The sequence below is a fragment of the Pseudomonas sp. A-R-19 genome, assembly GCF_019956575.1.
Lineage (GTDB): Bacteria > Pseudomonadota > Gammaproteobacteria > Pseudomonadales > Pseudomonadaceae > Aquipseudomonas.
Window position 1 is genome coordinate 1 of record NZ_JAHBDR010000096.1, and the last position, 17200, is coordinate 17200.

Consider the following 17200-nt stretch of genomic DNA (forward strand, 5'->3'; position numbering starts at 1 on the left):
AACGATAACGCGTGTGACCTGGATAAACGCGGCGCACTTGAGTCCATCGCCAGCAAGCCGGCTCCTACAGATATTGCGCGGCCCTTGTAGGAGCTGGCTTGCCAGCGATGGTCGTCAACGATAACGCGTGTGACCTGGATAAACGCGGCGCACCTGAGTCCATCGCCGGCAAGCCGGCTCCTACAGGTATTGCGCGGTCCCTTGTAGGAGCTGGCTTGCCAGCGATGGTCGTCAACGATAACGCGAGTAAACCGGATAAACGCGGCGCACTTGAGTCCATCGCCAGCAAGCCGGCTCCTACAGGTATTGCGCGGTCCTTGTAGGAGCTGGCTTGCCAGCGATGGTCGTCAACGATAACGCGAGTAAACCGGCTAACCGCGGCGCACCTGAGTCCATCGCCGGCAAGCCGGCTCCTACAGGTATTGCGCGGCGTTATTTCCATCACCAGGCCAGTCATCAAGGCAATCGTCAGGCCGGCATTGAGCCAGAACAGCTTTGGACGTCGCAGCTCGGCGTTTTCCTCGGACATCGAGGGCAAGCCTTCTTCATTTTCATCGTCGAAAATGGTGGCGGCAGCTCCTACCGAGAGTTGCAGCGAGCCCAAACGCTGACGCTCCCGAATGCCTGAGAAGTAAGCCAGTGCCATGACTCAAGCGATGGGTTGGCGCAGTTGCTCGATGATTCGGCGTGCGCGATTGGCACCTACATCGACGTGTATGTCGATCATCGGGCGTACACCGAACCGGCACATGTTCAGGTACTGGGCTTCAATTACTTCCTTGTCTTCATCGAAGGTCAGGATGGTTTGCTCCACGACCTTGGCCTTGATGGTTTCTGGATCACTCGCCGGGTTGGTGGCAATGGTCCAGAAGTAGTGACTGGTGGTTTCGGTTTCCGGCGTTACGCCGTGGAATCCGCGCATGTGGAAGCCACCGCGATCCGGGTTGTCCAGTGAGTCGGTACCGGCATCCACCGCACCGGTCCAGATACGCAGATGGCTGACGTGAAATTCGATTTCCTGCCAACGGTCCACGTTGCCTTTGAAGGGGAAGGCGGCGGTGTAGGTGGGCGGTGGAACAGAGTCCGGCAGGTGGCGTACGACCCGGACAACGTTGTCTTCACTTTCCACGCTCATCCGGGCATTCATGTGGATGCTGGCGTTGCCGCCGATGGTGCGCAGGTGGACATACCCCAGATGACTCAAGTCCATGAGGTTATCGTGAATCAGCTGATAAGGCGCGTTGTAGTGGTACACGTTGCCGTCGAACAGGTATTTGCCGCTGCTGTGAACTGAGTAAACAGGCGGCTCACAACTCGGCTCAGGTCGAGCCTCACTGCCAAACCAGATCCAGACAATCTGGTCCTGCTCGCGCACGTGATACGCCGGCACTTTGGCTTTGCTCGGGATCTTGTCCTGGCCCGGGATTTCGACGCATTTTCCACTGTCATCGAACAGCAGGCCGTGATAGCCGCAACGAATGCCTGTTGCTTCGAGCGTGCCGTTCGACAGTGGCAATGCTCTGTGGCAGCAGCGGTCTTCCAGTGCCGCGACCTCGCCGTTGGCTTTGCGAAACAGTACTACAGGCTTGTTGAGTAATGTCCGGCCCACCGGTTTGTCCTTCAATTCCCAACCCAGGGCAGCGACGTACCACTGGTCAAGGGGAAAGCTGGGCAAGGCAGGCGCTGGAATTTCTTCGGCAAGCGTTTGGAGAGTGGAGGTGTTCATGGTGTTCTCCAGGAGGCACGGTTGATGTTGTTGTTTGAATTCACAGATCGAGCACCAGGCGTGATGATCTGGCGCGAGAGCAGCAGGGGGTAAAACGATCGTTTGCGGCTTGTTCGGCCATAGTCAGGAACTTGTCCCGGTGATCGGGCATGCCCTTCAATACGCGGGTTACGCAGGTGCCGCAGACGCCTTGCTCGCAAGATGACTCGATCGCGATACCGGCCTCGTCGAGCACTTCGAATACCGTACGGTCGGCAGGGATCCGGAAAACCTGGCCATTGCTTGCCAGTTCAACTTCGAAAGGTACATTGGCGCTTTGATCGACAGGGTCTGCGGCAAAGAACTCTTTATGGACCCGGTCCTGTGACCAGCCAGCGTTCTGCGCGACATCAAGGATGTGGTTCATGAACCCGGCCGGGCCGCACACATAAAGATGGGTGTCGGCGTTCGGCGCTGCCAGCAGGGCCGGCGCATCGAGCTTCTGTATCTGCAAGCCACTGTCGTCATGAAACCTTATGCGATCGGCGAAAGGGGCTTGAGCAAGCATCTCCACGAACGCCGCGCGCTGGCTTGATCGGAAGCAATAGTGCAACTCGAAGTCGGCCCCTTGATGCGATAGCTCCCAAGCCATGGCCAGCATGGGGGTGATACCGATGCCACCGCCAAACAACAGGTGTCGTTGTGCCGAGCGATCAAGCGGAAAAAGATTGCGCGGAGCGCTGATGGTGAGCGTTTGCCCTGACCGTATCTGCTCATGCATGGCTCTGGAGCCGCCCCGTGAGCTCGGGTCCTTGAGCACGCTGATCAGGTAGCGGTGGCGCTCCCTGGGATCGTTGCACAAGGAGTATTGGCGGGTGAGGCCATCGGCAATGTGAATGTCGATGTGGGCACCGGCCTTGAACGCCGGCAGCGTACTGCCATCGACGGCACATAGTTCGAAACTGCAGATGCCTTCGGCTTCGTCTGCTTTGCGGGTGACGTTGACTTGAAGCATGACTTGTCCCTCCACACTGAAGTGGCTGCTGAAAAAAGCGTTGGGTAGAGCGCTGGCCGGGGACGGATCAGCCGGGTGCTGGCACGAGGAAGGAGCAGACGATGAGATTGAAAGGGTTCATGACCAAAACCTGATAATTATTTTTATGAGGCAGGGCGGCGGCATATCATGCAGCGAATCGCCCGTGACGTTCGGTTGAGAAATCCTCTGATTATTTAGTTGCGGTGTCAACCAATATTCAAAAGCTCAGCCTATTCCAGGTGTTCATTCAATGTCTGCAGAATCCCAACTGAACCTGACGCGTTATGTCCCCGCGCTGTTGAATTTTTTGTCCAACAAACTCTCCGCAGGCGCATCGCAGTGCTATCGCAAACACTTCGGTATCGGTGTGGTCGAGTGGCGAATGCTCTCGATGCTTGCCGTTGAAAATGACATCACCGCCAACCGAATCTGCCAGACGATTGGTCTCGACAAGAGCGCGGTCAGTCGCTCACTCCAGTCCCTGGAAGCGGCAGGGCACATTCGCAGCCAAGTGGATTCAACCGACGCGCGGCGCTACACCGTCAGCCTGACGGACAGCGGCATAGCCTTGCATGAGAGAGTATTGAAGGTTGCACTGGAACGAGAGCGGCGCCTGCTCAGCGGGCTCTCTGCCTCGGAAGTGGACACCCTCGTCGAGTTGTTGGGCCGGTTGCATTCCCAAGTAGCCAACGTGAACGAGTACGACCCGGTAGACGCTTGAGTTCACACGCTCGCGTTCCAGGTATCGCGATTGACGATAGGTCGCATCCCTGAACGCGATTAGTCAGCCTCGTTCTGTCACGTCAGTCTGTCGGTCATCAGAAACCTTCTGGGCGCAAGACAGGTAAAACATGCGTTATCGACGTCTTGACTTGAACCTGTTGGTCGCCCTGGATGCGTTGTTGAGCGAATGCAGCGTCAGCCGGGCTGCCGAGCGATTGTGCCTGGGTCAGTCGGCAACCAGTTCGGCGCTCGGACGATTACGTGAACATTTCAATGATCCGTTGCTGGTCCAGCTCGGACGGCGTCTGGAGCCGACTGCACTCGGTCTGGAACTGCTTCCAAAAGTGCGTGAAGCGCTGGCACTGACCCGTGAGATTGTCGATGCACCGGTCAATTTTGAACCGGCCAGTTGCAAGCGACATTTCACATTGGTGGCTTCCGACTACGTGGCTGGCGTCCTGCTGCCAGCCGTCAGTCTTCAATTGGCCCGAGTCGCGCCTGGCGTGCGCTTGAGCCTGCGGGATATGCCTGTACCGCGTGACGGTGACGTGGTCAGCGAAGCACTCGATTATCGCCGCAGTGATTGTGTGATCGTGCCTCAGCGGCGATTGAACCCGGCTTACCCTCATATACCACTGATGACCGACCAACTCTGTTGCATCGTCTGCGCTGGGCAACCCCGGTTTGCCGAAGGCTTGAGCCTGGCCGACTATTGCGGTGCGCAGCACGTGGTTCGCGAGTTTGCCGATGGCCGAAACCTGGCGATGGATGCTGCGCACCTGCAAGAATTGGGTATTGAGCGTCGAGTGGCGGTGGCCCTTGAGAGCTTCGTGTTGATGCCCGAATTCATCGTCGGTACTGCGCGGATCGCCACCGTATTTCGTCGCCAGGCGCAGCGCTTCGCTCAGCATTATCCATTGCGTATTCACCCGGCACCGCTGGCATTTCCCGACGCTGTCCAGGTACTGCAATGGCATCCCTATCAGGACCATGATTCGGCAATGCTGTGGTTTCGCGGCCTGTTATCGGAGCAGGCCGCGTTGCTTGATCAGCGCGCCACCTGATCGCCGTTGTCCGCCACCAGCGCAGCCTGGGCAATCGCCTGCAAAGCGCATCGTTCGTCATTGTCTGAAGTGTCGCCGCTGATGCCAATGGCGCCCAGAATCAGTCCTTCGGCGTTGCGAATCAGCACGCCGCCGGCGACGGGTATCACTTCGCCGCCAGTCAGGCTGTTGATGGCGTCGAAGAATGCCGGCATTGCTTGCGCGCGCCGTGCAAGTTCTCGTCCGCCAAAACCCATTCCCAGGCAACCCCGTGCCTTGCCGGTGGCGATTTGTGGTCGAAGGAAACTCGCACCTTCATCACGCAGGACTGCGAGCGGATGACCCGCGGCATCCAGCACGGCGACCGCCAGGGGGTTGAAGCCCTTTTCCCGGGCGATGCTGATGGCGGTACTGGCAATGTTGGTGGCGGTCATCAAGTCGAGTGGCTGCATGGTGTTGGTCCTCATTGTGCCCACTTGCCCAATTGGGCTACGCGGTCTCGCGTGTAAAGGTCAGTCCACTTCAACGAGTTGAAATCGGATACCTGTTTGGGGTTGTAGGGGCTGCGCTCCATGCGCGCGGATTGGCCAGCCTTGTACACGGCCTTAAGGCGAGAGCGGTCTTGCAGGATGCGGATGTCGTGCAACGGCGAACCGTCGAGCAACAGGAAGTCGGCTTGCTTGCCCACTTCGAGGGTGCCGATGGTTTCACTGCGTGGCATGCAGCGTGCACCCACATTGGTGGCGGCATACAGCGCTTCTGCGGGTGTGAAGCCCAATCGGGTGACGAGCAGTTCCAGCTCACGAGCGTGCCACTCGCCATAGGGCGTTACCGCGAAACCGCTGTCACTGCCACACGCGAAAGGCACGCCAGCAGCCTTGGCCCGCTTGAGCACTGCCGAACCGATTTCCAGGGTACGGGCACAGTAGCCGGCGTAACCGGTGGTGATGGCCGGATCGTGGGGTTGGCAGAAGTCCACGGTGTTTTGCGGGAAGGTCATGGTCGGCGCAAGGATGCTGCCGGCGTCGAGCAAGGCCTCGATGCACGCGTCGTCCATGTAGAAGGCGTGGAACACCAGGTCCACCCCTGCGCGTGCGGCGTACATCACAGCCTCACGGCCGTAGGCATGGGTCGCCACTTTGCAGCCCAGGCGATGGGCTTCTTCGACCATCTCGCAGGTTTCTTCGGCGGTGAACGCGGCGATGATTTCGCCATTCGGGCGGCGGTGAGTGCCGTCCATGGCGATTTTGATCAGGTCGACGCCATCCTTGGCCTGTTTGCGGATTTCAGCCAGCGCTTCGCTGCGGCTGGTAACCAGGCGCGCAGTAAAAAATTCCGGAGCGCCTACGCGGCTTGGGAACCAGTCGTTGAGGCTCTGCCGATTGGTGATGACCCGGCTGCTGGCCGCAATACGCGGGCCTTCAAACAAACCGGCAGCGATTGCGTTGCGCACCGCGATGCTGAGTTGGCCGCTATCACCGGGGCAGACCATGCTGGTGACCCCGGCAGCCAGCACATGTTGGGCGAAAAACATGCCCCGCAGTGCGCGGAATTCGTCGCTGGTCCAGATATCAATGTCTTCTTCGCTCTGCGCGTTGCCGAAGGCCAAGTGGGTGTGCACATCCACCAGGCCCGGCATGACAAAGTCATCGCCGGCGTCCAGCAGGGTGTCTCCTGGTTTCGGCTGTGGCGCCAGGGCCGTTGGACCGACATAGGACAGCAGTCCGTTTTTCACGATCAGGGTTTGCTGTTGACGGGTTTGCAGGCCAGTACCGTCGAACAAGGTCTGGCATTTCAGGTGCAGGACATTCATGGCAGTTTCACTTTGCTGTTTGTTATGCAAAGCGAAGCTAGGGTAGGGCCATGGCAGCCACCAGCAACTTGTATCAATGCTCGCGTATTGATGGCGTCGATAGCTGCTGCACGCCTGGAGGTGCGGGGCTTTGCGACGCTAGCCAGGATCACTGGGCGGGTATCGCGAGTGACGATGACAGGCATCGTGATTGGCGATTTTTTATGAGCCTGATCGGGCGTCTATGGTGCGCGCTCATCATCCATTGAGAGCAGTCCCCATGACCACCGCATCCGTAACAGCTGAACTCCTGGCACTTGAGCAAGAGCGCCGCCGGGCATTGGTAGAGGAAGACTATTCGCGTGTCGCAGACCTGTTCGCCGATGATCTGGTGTATGTGCATACCACGGGATTGGTGCAAGACAAGGCGCAATATCTGGAGTACGCGAAAAGCGCCGTCCAGTATCTGGACATCGAGCGAGGTGAATTGCTGATCCGCTTTTACGGCGAAGGCTTGGCGGTCATGACCGGTACGCAGTGCAACACATTGCGTAAGCGGGGCGGTGACCAGTCGATTCGCGGGGAGGGCTTTGCCACGCAGGTCTGGGCGTTTGCCGAGCAAGGGTGGCAGATCACCTCCTTCCAGGGTACCCGAGGACCCAACTGAGCTCGTTCGGCGCTCGACAAAACGCCATCGCCGGCAAGCCAGCGCCTACAGGATCGTGGGTGAGCTTGGATTGTTTGGCACCACACAAATCCGTAGGAGCCGGCTTGCTGGCGATGGCGAATGTGACATCGCCATCGCTGGCAAGCCAGCTCCTACAGGATCGTGGGTGCGCTTGGATTGTTTGGCACCACACAAATCCGTAGGAGCCGGCTTGCTGGCGATGGCGAATGTGATGCCGCCATCGCTGGCAAGCCAGCGCCTACAGGGTCGTGGGTGAGTTCGGATTGTTTGGCACCACACAAATCCGTAGGAGCCGGCTTGCTGGCGATGGCGAATGTGATGCCGCCATCGCTGGCAAGCCAGCGCCTACAGGGTCGTGGGTGAGTTCGGATTGTTTGGCACCACACAAATCCGTAGGAGCCGGCTTGCTGGCGATGGCGAATGTGATGCCGCCATCGCTGGCAAGCCAGCGCCTACAGGGTCGTGGGTGAGTTCGGATTGTTTGGCACCACACAAATCCGTAGGAGCCGGCTTGCTGGCGATGGCGAATGTGATGCCGCCATCGCTGGCAAGCCAGCGCCTACAGGATCGTGGGTGAGTTCGGATTGGTTGGCATCACACAAGTCTGTAGGAGCCGGCTTGCTGGCGATGGCGAATGTGATGCCGCCATCGCCGGCAAGCCAGCGCCTACAGGATCGTGGGTGAGCTTGGATTGTTTGGCACCACACAAATCCGTAGGAGCCGGCTTGCTGGCGATGGCGAATGTGATGCCGCCATCGCCGGCAAGCCAGCGCCTACAGGGTCGTGGGTGAGTTCGGATTGGTTGGCATCACACAAGTCTGTAGGAGCCGGCTTGCTGGCGATGGCGAATGTGATGCCGCCATCGCTGGCAAGCGAGTTTGTAGAGGGAGCAGGTTACGCGGTGTGGCCGCCCAGCGTTTCGGCAATCCAGTCGGCGATATAATGACCCGCATTGATGCTGTTGTCGAAGCTGGAATGTTGCACGCCACCTTCGCGTTCGGTGAAGATTTTAAGTTCTCGTTTGGGGCTGTTGACCAGTTGCTCGTAAGTGCGATGCGCCCACTTCAGTGGAATCTGTGAGTCCTTTTCACCGTGGGTCACCAGGAACGGAACCTTGATGCGATCCAGCACGCCATCCAGGTGCACGTTTTCGGAGATGGCCATGAACTCATCCATATCTTTCGCCCCCCACACCCAGCACACGTGCGCCCAATAGTGCGGAACCGGGAAGCTGCCTTCTTTTTCAAGACGACGCTTTTGCACATCGCGCCAGTCATGGTTGGCGCCCCACACCACACCGCAGGCAAACCGTGGCTCGAACGCAACCGCACGTGGGCAGTAATAGCCGCCGAGCGAGACACCCTCCAGGCCAATACGTTTGGCATCCACATCGCTACGGGTTTCCAGCCAGTCGACCACCCGGCTGGCCCAATGTTCGCTGTCGAAACGTGCGACCAGGTTATGCAGACGCAGTGCTTCTCCCGTGCCGGGTTGGTCGATGATCAACGATGAAATACCGCGCTTGGCCAACCACGCCGGCAGTCCGACGCGATATTTCATTTCTTTGGTCGAATCCAGTCCGTTGACCTGCACCAGGATCGGGGCCGGGCCGCTCACGCCTTCAGCACGCACCAGCAAGCCGGAAATGTGTTTGCCCTCGTAGGGGATTTCTACGCGTTCACAATTCTCGCGAGACAGTTCGATACCGCGTTTGAAGGTCTGCAAAAAACGCTGGTACAGCTCTGTCCGGCCCGGCGCGCCATGCGCCTGCAACCGTTCACAGGTGAGGTAGTAGGTGGCCGCGCGGTTGTATTTTTCGCCGGCGGACAGCAGGCGTCCATGGCCTTCATCTTCTTCGGCCAGGCCGCAGAGCTTGTCGGCCATCTTCGCCCAGGTTTGGCGAAACGCCTTGGTTCCAGCAGCGTCTGGCTGCTGGGCGGCTTCCTGCAGCGGCGCGCACATCTCTTCGATTTCGCCCATGCGGGCCCCCATCTCGATGGCCAGGTCGACGGAGAGATTCCACACGTAATTGGTCGGGAAATAACGGAACATGATTGTTGTTGTCCTTGTGGTTGCCTTGACGTTCACAAGGCACGTTAAGGACGCGCCGACTAATGCGCCAATCGTGACTCGGGATGGGAGGTATCGCGAGCGGCGATATGATCATGCTCAAGATGCTGGATGAATTCGCTGATGCGTTCACGCAGCCAACGATGCATGGGGTCACCGTCGACGCTGCGGTGCCAGAGCATGACCTCGCGCATGACCGGAATCTTTACCGGAGGATTGAGGATGCGCAGCGGCAGGTGATCGGCATACAACCGCGCCAGACGTTGGTGCATGGTCGCGATGCGCTGGGTGCCGACGACCAGTTGCGGCAGGGTGTTGAAGTCGTTGGTGATGACTTCGATACGGCGATTGAAACCGTACTGGTTCATGAACCATTCTTCGATGCTCAAGTGCCGGCTGCGACCAAAGCCGACAGACACATGGCCCATGTCCATGTACTGCTCAAGGGTCAGGCTGTCGCCGACCTGGGTATTGCCTTGCCAAATCACGCAGACGTGTTCCTCTTCGAACAGCAGCTTGTGGGGGTGGCCGTCAATGATGTAGCGCTCAGGCACGATCATCAGGTCGACCTCGCCGCGAATCAGCAATTCACCGGAATTGTCGCCAGGGCCGAGCATCTCGAAGGTGATGTGGGGCGCTTCCTGATGGATCTTCTGGATCACCTGGGCAAACAGCACACTGATCAGATAATCCGAGGTCACAAGGCGGAAGTGTCGTTTGCTGGTCGTTGGGTCGAACACTGGCTTGGCGGTGATCGACGACTGGATCGTCAGCAGCACTTCGCGGATGGGCTTGGCAAGCTCCTGCGCGTAAGGCGTGGGCTGCATTTTACGCCCCACCTGCACCAGCAGTTCGTCCTCGAAATAGGTACGCAGGCGTCCCAATACGCCGCTGGTGGCGGACTGCGTCATGTGCAGGCGTTCGGCGGCGCGGGTGATGTTCTGCTCTTCGAGCAGTACATCGAGTGCGACCAAGAGATTCAGGTCCAGGTGGTTGAAACGCATCAGGCATGTCCGGTCTTGTATTTATTTTCACGATACATTCCGGTTAATTCATCGTCACGTCAACCCCGCCCGTGAGCCGTTACCCAGCGCACTCAGGTATCGCGTTTTCAGATAGGTCGCATCCCCACTTGCGATTAGTCAGCTGCCAAACCGCACGGCAATCTTCGCCGCAGTCGGACTTGTTGCCGACACCACCACCGGATTCCATGCATCGCTGACGGTCCTGTCGAGCCCTCGGTGCCTGCTTCCGGATACTAATTTCAATGGAGTGGTAGCGATGAACATCATTGGCCTTGATGCCCTGATCTTTGGCGTCGATGATATCCAAGCCTGTACCGATTGCCTGCGTGACTACGGCCTGGCGCCGGTTGACGTCGACAGCAATGGCGGGCGTTTTGAAGCACTGGACGGCACGGCCGTGATCATTCGCCGTGCGGACGATCCGACGCTGCCGGTGGCCATCGGTCCGGCACCGTCGATTCGCGAAACCATCTACGGCGTCGCCAGCGCGGCTGACCTTGACGCCATCGAAGACGAGTTGGCACGAGACCGTCAGGTCACCCGTGAAAACGGCGTGCTGCACAGCGTCGACGACATGGGTTTTGCAATTGCTTTCCAGGTCAGCGTTCGCAAGTCCTTCAACGCTCCGGATGACCTGACCAATGCTGCCGGCCACGCACCACAGCGTCCGCTTAACCAGCCAGGCATCACCCTCGAAATGGCTGCGGTGCCACGCACGCTGTCGCACGTCGTGTATTTCGTCCCTGATGCCGCCAAGGCCGAAGCCTTCTACGCCGAACGCCTGGGCTTCAGGACCACCGACACCTTCATCGGCGCGGGGCCATTCATGCGCCCTGCGGGTTCCGATGATCACCATTGCCTGTTCATGATCCAGACCCCGCCGCACATGAAGGGCTGCGAACACTTCACCTTCCACATGGGCAGCGGCACTGAAGTGTTGTTGGCCGGTACGCGCTTCGAGCAAAAAGGCTGGACCAGTTTCTGGGGCCCTGGCCGTCACCTCTTTGGCTCCAACTGGTTCTGGTACTTCAACAGTCCGCTGGGCTGCCACATCGAATACGACGCCGACATGGACAAACACGATGACGCCTGGGAGGCGCGCCGCGCACCGCTGTCGGCGGACAACTCGCAGTTGTTCCTGTTTACCTCGAAGGAAAAATGGGCGCCGGGCGGCCCGCCCCGGTAGGTATCTGTCATGGACCACAGCGATTTTTTCCTGTGCCGGATGGACGAATTGGCAGAAGGGCAGGCGCGTGGATTCGATCCATTGCAGCGCGGCAGGGACAGTGTCTTTGCACTGGTGCACGAGGGGCAGGTGCGGATTTATCGCAACAGTTGCCCGCATCTGGATGTGCGCCTGGAGTACCGCAAGGACCGGTTTTTGTCGGCTGATGGTCGGTTGATCGTCTGTTACGCCCACGGTGCGCAGTTTCTTCCGGGCACTGGCGAATGTGTCTACGGCCCGTGTCTGGGCCAACAGTTGGACGCGTTGCCATGGCGCCTGGAGGAGGGTTGGGTGGTGCTGCAAATGCCTGTAGCGACGGCGTTGTCAGGGTTGGTTGAGGTATCGCGTTTGGCGATACATCGCATCCCTACTCGCGATTAGTCAAATCCCTGCTTTGACGGGAAGCTGAACCTGACGACGCAGTGCCCGGCGCTGCATCGAATCACAAGAATAAAAAGTGAGTAAGCCATGAGTGCAGTGAACAAAGTTCTGATCGTGGGCGGTGGTATTGGTGGTTTGTGTGCGGCCATTGCACTGCGACGCAAGGGCATTGAAGTCGATCTGATCGAACTCAAGTCAGAATGGACCGTTTACGGTGTCGGGATCATCCAGCAAAGCAACGTCGTTCGCGAAATGGCCAAGCTCGGCGTGCTCGACGGTTATCTCGATGCGGCGTATGCCTTTGAAGATGTCGCCATCTATGGCCCGGCCGGCCAGCAATTGGCGCGTATTCCGGGCCAGCGCCTGGCGGGGCCTGCCTACCCGGCGAACGTCGGTATTTCACGTCTGGCACTGCATAAAGTCCTCAGTGAAACCGCCCTGGAGCTGGGCGCCAAAGTACGCCTGGGGCTCAGTGTGGAAACCCTGAATGACCAGGGTGACAGCGTCGACGTGTTGTTCACCGATGGCAGCCGCGGTGACTACGACCTTGTGGTGGGCGCCGATGGTTTGTTCTCCAAAGTGCGCGACCTGCTGTTTGGTGACACTTACAAACCAAGGTTTACTGGGCAATCGGTGTGGCGCTACAACTTCCCTCGCGATCCGCAAATCGATCACCTCGCCAACTACCAGAGCGCTGACGGCAATGCCGGCCTGGTGCCGTTGGCCGGTGACTTGATGTACCTGTTCCTCACCTCCCACGAACCGTCCAATCCCTGGATGGACCCTCAGACGCTGGCCGAGCAGATGCGTCAGCGCTTGCAAGGTTTCACCGGCCTCATTGGTCAGTTGCGTGAACAAATCACCGACAGCAGCCAAGTGGTTTACAAGCCCATGGAGGTGGTCTTCGTCAACGAGCCATGGTACCGCGGTCGTGTCCTGTTGATCGGCGACGCTGCCCATGCGACCACGCCACATCTGGGGCAGGGCGCGGGCATGGCGATCGAAGACGCCATCGTACTCAGTGAAGAACTGACTGGCGACGGCAGCATTGAGCAGGTTCTCCAGCGCTTCATGGCGCGCCGGTTCGAGCGTTGCAAGTACATCAGCGAAAGCTCGGTGTTGGCTGGCGACAAGGAAATGCAGCACGACCGCGAGTTCGATCGGATCGGGTTGGTCAAGCAGATGCTTGCGCTGACGGCCGAGCCCATTTGATTCACCCACAGCAGTTACCACTATAAAAACAAGAGGTTAACGCGATGGTTAGTTCCACGACTGCGGTGCTTGCGCGCCGCCCGGTCTGCACGTCTGCACCCTTTGGTTTCACCTTGGCCGCTGCGCTGGTGCTGTGCAGCCAGGCGGCCCATGCCTTTCAGGTCGACACCGGTAATCCGGATTTCAACCTGCGCTGGGATAACACAGTGAAGTACAGCGCCGCATGGCGCACCCAGAATCCCAGCAGCAAACTGACCGAGGGCCAGGTGTCACTCAACCAGGACGATGGTGATCGGGCGTTCAAAAAAGGCCTGATTTCCAATCGCACGGACATCCTCTCCGAGCTGGATATGTCGTTCAAGAACGTCGGTGCGCGCGTCAGTGGTGCCGCTTGGTACGACACCGAATATCAACACGATAATGACAACGACGATCCGGCGCGTGCCAACGCCCGTTCCGTAGCCTACGACGAATTCACCGATGACACCCGTCACCTGCATGGCGGTGACGGTGAATTGCTCGATGCATTCGTGTACTGGAACGGCGAGCTGGCCGATCACGCCACGTCCTTGCGCGCGGGCCGCCACGGCTTGATCTGGGGTGAGAGCCTGTTCTTCGGGGCCAACGGGATTGCCGGTGGCATGGGCCCGGTCGACGTGGTGAAGGCGCAGTCCGTACCCAACACCCAGTTCAAGGAAATCACCCGTCCGGTCAATCAACTGTCAGGGACTTTTCAACTGACCAACGACGTGTCGCTCGGTGCCTACTACCAGTTGGAATGGGAAGAAACACGCCTGCCCGGCGCAGGCAGTTACTTCTCAACCAGTGACACCATTGGTGAAGGCAATGAACGCTTGATCGTGGGCGCACCATTTCCCGCGTTCCTCGGCGGCAATCCAGGCAGTCCGGCGGCGTTCTTCCACGGCAATGACAAGGAAGCAAGAAGTTCGGGGCAGGGCGGTTTGCAGTTGAAGTACAGCGCCGAGACGGTCGAGTACGGCCTGTACGCGATCCAGTATCACGACAAAACCCCCAAGCTGTACCTCAAGCCTTCCACCGGTGCACCGAACTTCAGCACGGGTCAGATCGGCGAATACTACTGGGTGTACCCGGAAGACATTCGTGCCTTCGGCGCCAGTTTTTCCACCACCGTCGAGGAATACAGCTTCGCTGGTGAAGCCTCGATGCGCTGGAACATGCCGCTGGTTTCCAACGGTCAAACCGTTCTGCCTGGGGTCGTCGCTGACAACGATGACGACGCCCTCTACGCGGTCGGCCGTACTGCCCACGTCAACCTCAACGTGCTGGCCTCGTTCGGGCCGAACTTCCTTGCCAGGGAATCGGGACTGGTCGGCGAGATTGCCTGGAACCGACTGCTGAGCGTCACCAAAAACCGTGCCGCCCTCGACCCCAATGCCACTGACGACGGCCTCGGGTTCAAGGTGGTCTACACCCCGACCTACCGCCAACTCTTCTCCGGCATCGACATCAGTTTCCCGGTTGGCCTCAGCTACTTCCCGCTGGGCAAATCGGCCGTTGTCAGCTCCTTCGGCCCGGACAACGGCGGCGACATGAACATCGGCATCACCGCTACTTACCTGGATCGCGTCACCGCCGGCCTGACCTACACGCATTACTACGGCGCCGAAGACACCAACCTCAACGCCGCCAGCCAGTTCAATTACAAACAATCGCTGAAAGACCGGGACTACCTGGCTTTCTCCGTCAAGACCACGTTTTAAGAGGACTTGCGCATGACCCACAACAAGAAAACCGCAGCCTTCAAGCTCAAAGCCCTTGGCTTGGCACTGCTCGGAAGCCTGGCCATTTGCAGTCAGGTGACATTGGCAGCGACGGCCGAAGACGCCGCCAAACTGTCGAAGAACCTTACGCCTTTCGGGGCCGAGCGCGCCGGTAACGCTGACGGCTCGATTCCCGCCTGGGACGGTGGCTACACCAAGGTCGACCCTTCGTTCAAAGAAGGCGGCAAGCGTACCGATCCGTTCGCCGCGGACAAACCGCTGATGAGCATCACCTCGAAAAACCTCGCGCAATACGCCGGCAAACTCAGCGACGGCACCAAGGAAATGTTCAAGCGTTTTCCGGACACTTATCGCATTGACGTTTACCCGACACGTCGCACCGCCGCCGCGCCGCAATGGGTGTATGACAACACCCTGAAAAACGCTACCCGCGCCAAGCTGGTGGACAGCAGCGCAGGTCCCGTACCCCAAGGCGCGTTTGGCGGCATCCCGTTTCCAATCCCGCAAAACGGCGCCGAAGCCATGTGGAACCACGTGTTGAATTGGCGCGGCACCTCGGTGTCGATGCATTTTCGCCACTACCTGATGACTGCAGACGGCAAGCAAGTAATGACCACCGACGGCCAGGCCATTCAGGAGATGCCGTATTACTACCAGGAAGGGACGCCAGAGTCGTTTGCCGGTGACTATTGGCTGTTCCGGCTGCTCAACGTTGGTCCGCCATTACGCGCCGGCGAGCAGATCATGGGCCGCACCAACATCAACGGCGACCTGTCCCAGGCGCACGTGTACCTGACCGGCCAGCGCCGTGTGCGCAAGCTGCCCAATGCCTGCTGCGATACGCCGACACCGGCGACTGCCGGGGTGATGTCGTTCGACGAGTTGAGCGTGTTCCAGGGCCGCATGGACCGCTTCAACTGGAAACTGGTGGGTAAGCAGGAGATGTACATCCCCTACAACACCAACAAGGTGCAAACCGCCGCCAAACCTGAAGACCTGTTCCTCGCTCACCACATGAATCCCGATTACGTGCGCTGGGAATTGCATCGCGTCTGGGTCGTGGAAGCGGACCTGGCACCGGGCAAGCGTCACCAATTGCCGAAGGGCCGCTACTACCTCGATGAGGACACCTGGCAAGCCATGCTGGGCGACCGCTGGGACGCTAACGGCCAACTGGCCAAAACGTTGTGGTCGTTGCCGGCGGTACTTCCGGACCTGCCCGCGCAAGCGCAATTGTCCTCGGGCTTTTACGACCTGACCTCCGGCGCCTGGTTTATCCAGAACGTCTACACAGGCCTGCCAGAACAGTACGGCATGGTGGATCGCTACAAGGCCTCCGAATTTTCGCCGGCGGCAATGGCGGGTGCCGGGGTTCGTTGAGACAGACCGGATCGCGGTGAGTGGACCGTGATCCGGTTTCAAACGGTTTGTCGAGGTCGGTAATGAACAGAATCTGTCAGGTGGTGGGTCGGCTCATGTGTCTTATGGCGTTGCCGTTGAGCCTGGCGCATGCCGCTGCGGTGGGCGACACGCTCGATACGCCGGCGATGCAGGCGCCGCAAGCGAAATCCGCGGTGTTGCTGGACCTGGCCCGTGCGGGTGCGCGGTTGGTGGCGGTGGGTGAGCGGGGCATCGTGCTGCTTTCCGATGACAACGGCGTGAGCTGGCGTCAAACGGCGGTACCGGTTTCCGTCAGCCTTACGGCCGTGCAGTTCATCGACGCGAATACGGGCTGGGCCGTCGGGCATGCGGGTGTCGTATTGGTCTCCCATGACGGCGGTGAGCACTGGGCTGTGCAACTCGATGGCCTGCGTGCTGCACAGCTAGAACTGGTAGCCGCTCGTCAGCAACTGCCTTCGGCCAACGACCAGGAAGCGGCCGCCGCGCGGGTGCAAACGGCTGAACGACTGGCCGGCGAGGGCGCTGACAAGCCGTTTCTAGCCGTGCAATTCGTGGACGCCCGACACGGCTTGATCGTGGGGGCGTATGGCCTTGCCTTTCGCACCGACGATGGCGGCGTCACTTGGCAATCCATCATGGGCAACATCGATAACCCGATGGGTGCGCACTTGTCTGCGATCACCCAACAGGGACAACACTGGTTCCTGGCGGGCGAGCAGGGCTACCTCGCTCGTTCCGACGACGCCGGTCATTCATTCGCGCAGTTGGAAAGCCCTTACACGGGCAGCTTCTTTACCGTGCAGATGCGCGATGACGGCGTCTTGCTGGTGGCCGGGTTGAAGGGCAATGCGTTTGTCTCCAGCGACCTGGGCCAGAGCTTCCAGCCTGCGCCGGTGACGATGCCGGTGTCTTTCAGTGATGCAATCCGTACCGACGACGGCCAGTTGTTGCTGGTCAATCAGAGTGGCGCCTTGTTTCGCACCGACAACCCGCCCGGCGCAATGCTCAAGCCTATCGGCAAACCGCTCGGCAAGCCCGTCTCCAGTGTTATCCAGGCCGCCGACGGCAGCCTGACGCTGGCGGGTTTCACTGGATTGACGCGCCTGTCGCCGTCAATCGCCAACGCTTCGGAGTGA

General features: G+C 59.4%; 16 protein-coding genes. 10 read left to right on the forward strand and 6 right to left on the reverse strand.

Annotated elements, in window-relative coordinates; translation table 11 throughout:
• Positions 1-340: 340 nt before the first annotated feature.
• A complete protein-coding gene (locus tag KGA88_RS26875; RefSeq protein WP_223595417.1) occupies positions 341-628 on the forward strand; it encodes a hypothetical protein in 288 nt (95 codons plus the stop codon).
• A 21-nt stretch (positions 629-649) separates the two neighbouring features.
• Here the strand turns inward: KGA88_RS26875 and KGA88_RS26880 are convergent, their stop codons facing one another.
• Positions 650-1726 carry an aromatic ring-hydroxylating dioxygenase subunit alpha gene (locus KGA88_RS26880; RefSeq protein ID WP_223595426.1) on the reverse strand — a complete coding sequence of 359 codons (1077 nt, stop codon included), beginning with the start codon at positions 1724-1726 and terminating at the stop codon, positions 650-652.
• A gap of 40 nt (positions 1727-1766) precedes the next feature.
• A complete protein-coding gene (locus tag KGA88_RS26885; protein WP_223595428.1) occupies positions 1767-2720 on the reverse strand; it encodes a PDR/VanB family oxidoreductase in 954 nt (317 codons plus the stop codon).
• Positions 2721-2991: 271 nt separating this feature from the next.
• Here KGA88_RS26885 and KGA88_RS26890 point away from each other — a divergent pair, with 271 nt between their 5' ends.
• Positions 2992-3462, forward strand: coding sequence for a MarR family winged helix-turn-helix transcriptional regulator (locus KGA88_RS26890; RefSeq protein WP_110662103.1), 471 nt, complete (start codon positions 2992-2994; stop codon positions 3460-3462).
• Between the two features lie 130 nt (positions 3463-3592).
• Complete coding sequence (locus KGA88_RS26895; protein WP_223595430.1) at positions 3593-4528, forward strand: LysR family transcriptional regulator; 936 nt, start codon at positions 3593-3595, stop codon at positions 4526-4528.
• Here the strand turns inward: KGA88_RS26895 and KGA88_RS26900 are convergent.
• Positions 4513-4959, reverse strand: coding sequence for a GlcG/HbpS family heme-binding protein (locus tag KGA88_RS26900; RefSeq protein ID WP_223595432.1), 447 nt, complete (start codon positions 4957-4959; stop codon positions 4513-4515). The two genes, KGA88_RS26895 and KGA88_RS26900, sit on opposite strands and share 16 nt — an antisense overlap.
• A gap of 11 nt (positions 4960-4970) precedes the next feature.
• Entirely contained in the window at positions 4971-6320 is a 1350-nt protein-coding gene (locus tag KGA88_RS26905) for a metal-dependent hydrolase family protein (protein ID WP_223595435.1), read from the reverse strand.
• A 259-nt stretch (positions 6321-6579) separates the two neighbouring features.
• Here KGA88_RS26905 and KGA88_RS26910 point away from each other — a divergent pair, with 259 nt between their 5' ends.
• Positions 6580-6966, forward strand: a complete 387-nt coding sequence (locus KGA88_RS26910; RefSeq protein ID WP_110662107.1) for a nuclear transport factor 2 family protein — start codon at positions 6580-6582, stop codon at positions 6964-6966.
• Positions 6967-7881: 915 nt separating this feature from the next.
• On the opposite strand, the gene KGA88_RS26915 is transcribed toward KGA88_RS26910, so the two are convergent.
• Together KGA88_RS26915 and KGA88_RS26920 are read right to left on the reverse strand one after the other, a co-directional pair.
• Positions 7882-9039, reverse strand: a complete 1158-nt coding sequence (locus tag KGA88_RS26915; RefSeq protein WP_110658387.1) for an alpha/beta hydrolase family protein — start codon at positions 9037-9039, stop codon at positions 7882-7884.
• 59 nt (positions 9040-9098) lie between these two features.
• Positions 9099-10061, reverse strand: coding sequence for a LysR family transcriptional regulator (locus tag KGA88_RS26920; RefSeq protein WP_110658386.1), 963 nt, complete (start codon positions 10059-10061; stop codon positions 9099-9101).
• Positions 10062-10338: 277 nt separating this feature from the next.
• Between KGA88_RS26920 and KGA88_RS26925 the strand changes: the two genes are divergently transcribed.
• From KGA88_RS26925 to KGA88_RS26950, 6 genes are all read left to right on the forward strand, one after another.
• A complete protein-coding gene (locus KGA88_RS26925; protein WP_223595440.1) occupies positions 10339-11268 on the forward strand; it encodes a VOC family protein in 930 nt (309 codons plus the stop codon).
• 9 nt (positions 11269-11277) lie between these two features.
• Positions 11278-11688 carry a Rieske (2Fe-2S) protein gene (locus KGA88_RS26930; protein WP_223595445.1) on the forward strand — a complete coding sequence of 137 codons (411 nt, stop codon included), beginning with the start codon at positions 11278-11280 and terminating at the stop codon, positions 11686-11688.
• An 87-nt stretch (positions 11689-11775) separates the two neighbouring features.
• Positions 11776-12900 carry an FAD-dependent oxidoreductase gene (locus KGA88_RS26935; protein WP_223595447.1) on the forward strand — a complete coding sequence of 375 codons (1125 nt, stop codon included), beginning with the start codon at positions 11776-11778 and terminating at the stop codon, positions 12898-12900.
• A gap of 44 nt (positions 12901-12944) precedes the next feature.
• The gene (locus KGA88_RS26940; protein WP_223595449.1) at positions 12945-14642 is read left to right on the forward strand and encodes a DUF1302 domain-containing protein; all 1698 of its coding nucleotides are present in this window, start codon (positions 12945-12947) and stop codon (positions 14640-14642) included.
• Positions 14643-14654: 12 nt separating this feature from the next.
• Positions 14655-16043: a DUF1329 domain-containing protein gene (locus KGA88_RS26945; protein WP_223595451.1), complete on the forward strand. Its 1389-nt coding sequence runs from the start codon at positions 14655-14657 to the stop codon at positions 16041-16043.
• A 62-nt stretch (positions 16044-16105) separates the two neighbouring features.
• On the forward strand, positions 16106-17200 hold the full coding sequence (locus KGA88_RS26950; protein WP_223595454.1) for a WD40/YVTN/BNR-like repeat-containing protein: 1095 nt from the start codon (positions 16106-16108) through the stop codon (positions 17198-17200).

Bases quoted from the DNA above. Each gene is read 5' to 3' on its own strand.
- KGA88_RS26935 (WP_223595447.1), top strand. From the start codon at position 11,776: ATGAGTGCAGTGAACAAAGTTCTGATCGTGGGCGGTGGTATTGGTGGT.
- KGA88_RS26875 (WP_223595417.1), top strand. From the start codon at position 341: ATGGTCGTCAACGATAACGCGAGTAAACCGGCTAACCGCGGCGCACCT.
- KGA88_RS26900 (WP_223595432.1), bottom strand. From the start codon at position 4,959: ATGCAGCCACTCGACTTGATGACCGCCACCAACATTGCCAGTACCGCC.
- KGA88_RS26885 (WP_223595428.1), bottom strand. From the start codon at position 2,720: ATGCTTCAAGTCAACGTCACCCGCAAAGCAGACGAAGCCGAAGGCATC.
- KGA88_RS26920 (WP_110658386.1), bottom strand. From the start codon at position 10,061: ATGCGTTTCAACCACCTGGACCTGAATCTCTTGGTCGCACTCGATGTA.
- KGA88_RS26915 (WP_110658387.1), bottom strand. From the start codon at position 9,039: ATGTTCCGTTATTTCCCGACCAATTACGTGTGGAATCTCTCCGTCGAC.
- KGA88_RS26930 (WP_223595445.1), top strand. From the start codon at position 11,278: ATGGACCACAGCGATTTTTTCCTGTGCCGGATGGACGAATTGGCAGAA.
- KGA88_RS26945 (WP_223595451.1), top strand. From the start codon at position 14,655: ATGACCCACAACAAGAAAACCGCAGCCTTCAAGCTCAAAGCCCTTGGC.
- KGA88_RS26910 (WP_110662107.1), top strand. From the start codon at position 6,580: ATGACCACCGCATCCGTAACAGCTGAACTCCTGGCACTTGAGCAAGAG.
- KGA88_RS26950 (WP_223595454.1), top strand. From the start codon at position 16,106: ATGAACAGAATCTGTCAGGTGGTGGGTCGGCTCATGTGTCTTATGGCG.
- KGA88_RS26905 (WP_223595435.1), bottom strand. From the start codon at position 6,320: ATGAATGTCCTGCACCTGAAATGCCAGACCTTGTTCGACGGTACTGGC.
- KGA88_RS26890 (WP_110662103.1), top strand. From the start codon at position 2,992: ATGTCTGCAGAATCCCAACTGAACCTGACGCGTTATGTCCCCGCGCTG.
- KGA88_RS26940 (WP_223595449.1), top strand. From the start codon at position 12,945: ATGGTTAGTTCCACGACTGCGGTGCTTGCGCGCCGCCCGGTCTGCACG.
- KGA88_RS26880 (WP_223595426.1), bottom strand. From the start codon at position 1,726: ATGAACACCTCCACTCTCCAAACGCTTGCCGAAGAAATTCCAGCGCCT.
- KGA88_RS26895 (WP_223595430.1), top strand. From the start codon at position 3,593: ATGCGTTATCGACGTCTTGACTTGAACCTGTTGGTCGCCCTGGATGCG.
- KGA88_RS26925 (WP_223595440.1), top strand. From the start codon at position 10,339: ATGAACATCATTGGCCTTGATGCCCTGATCTTTGGCGTCGATGATATC.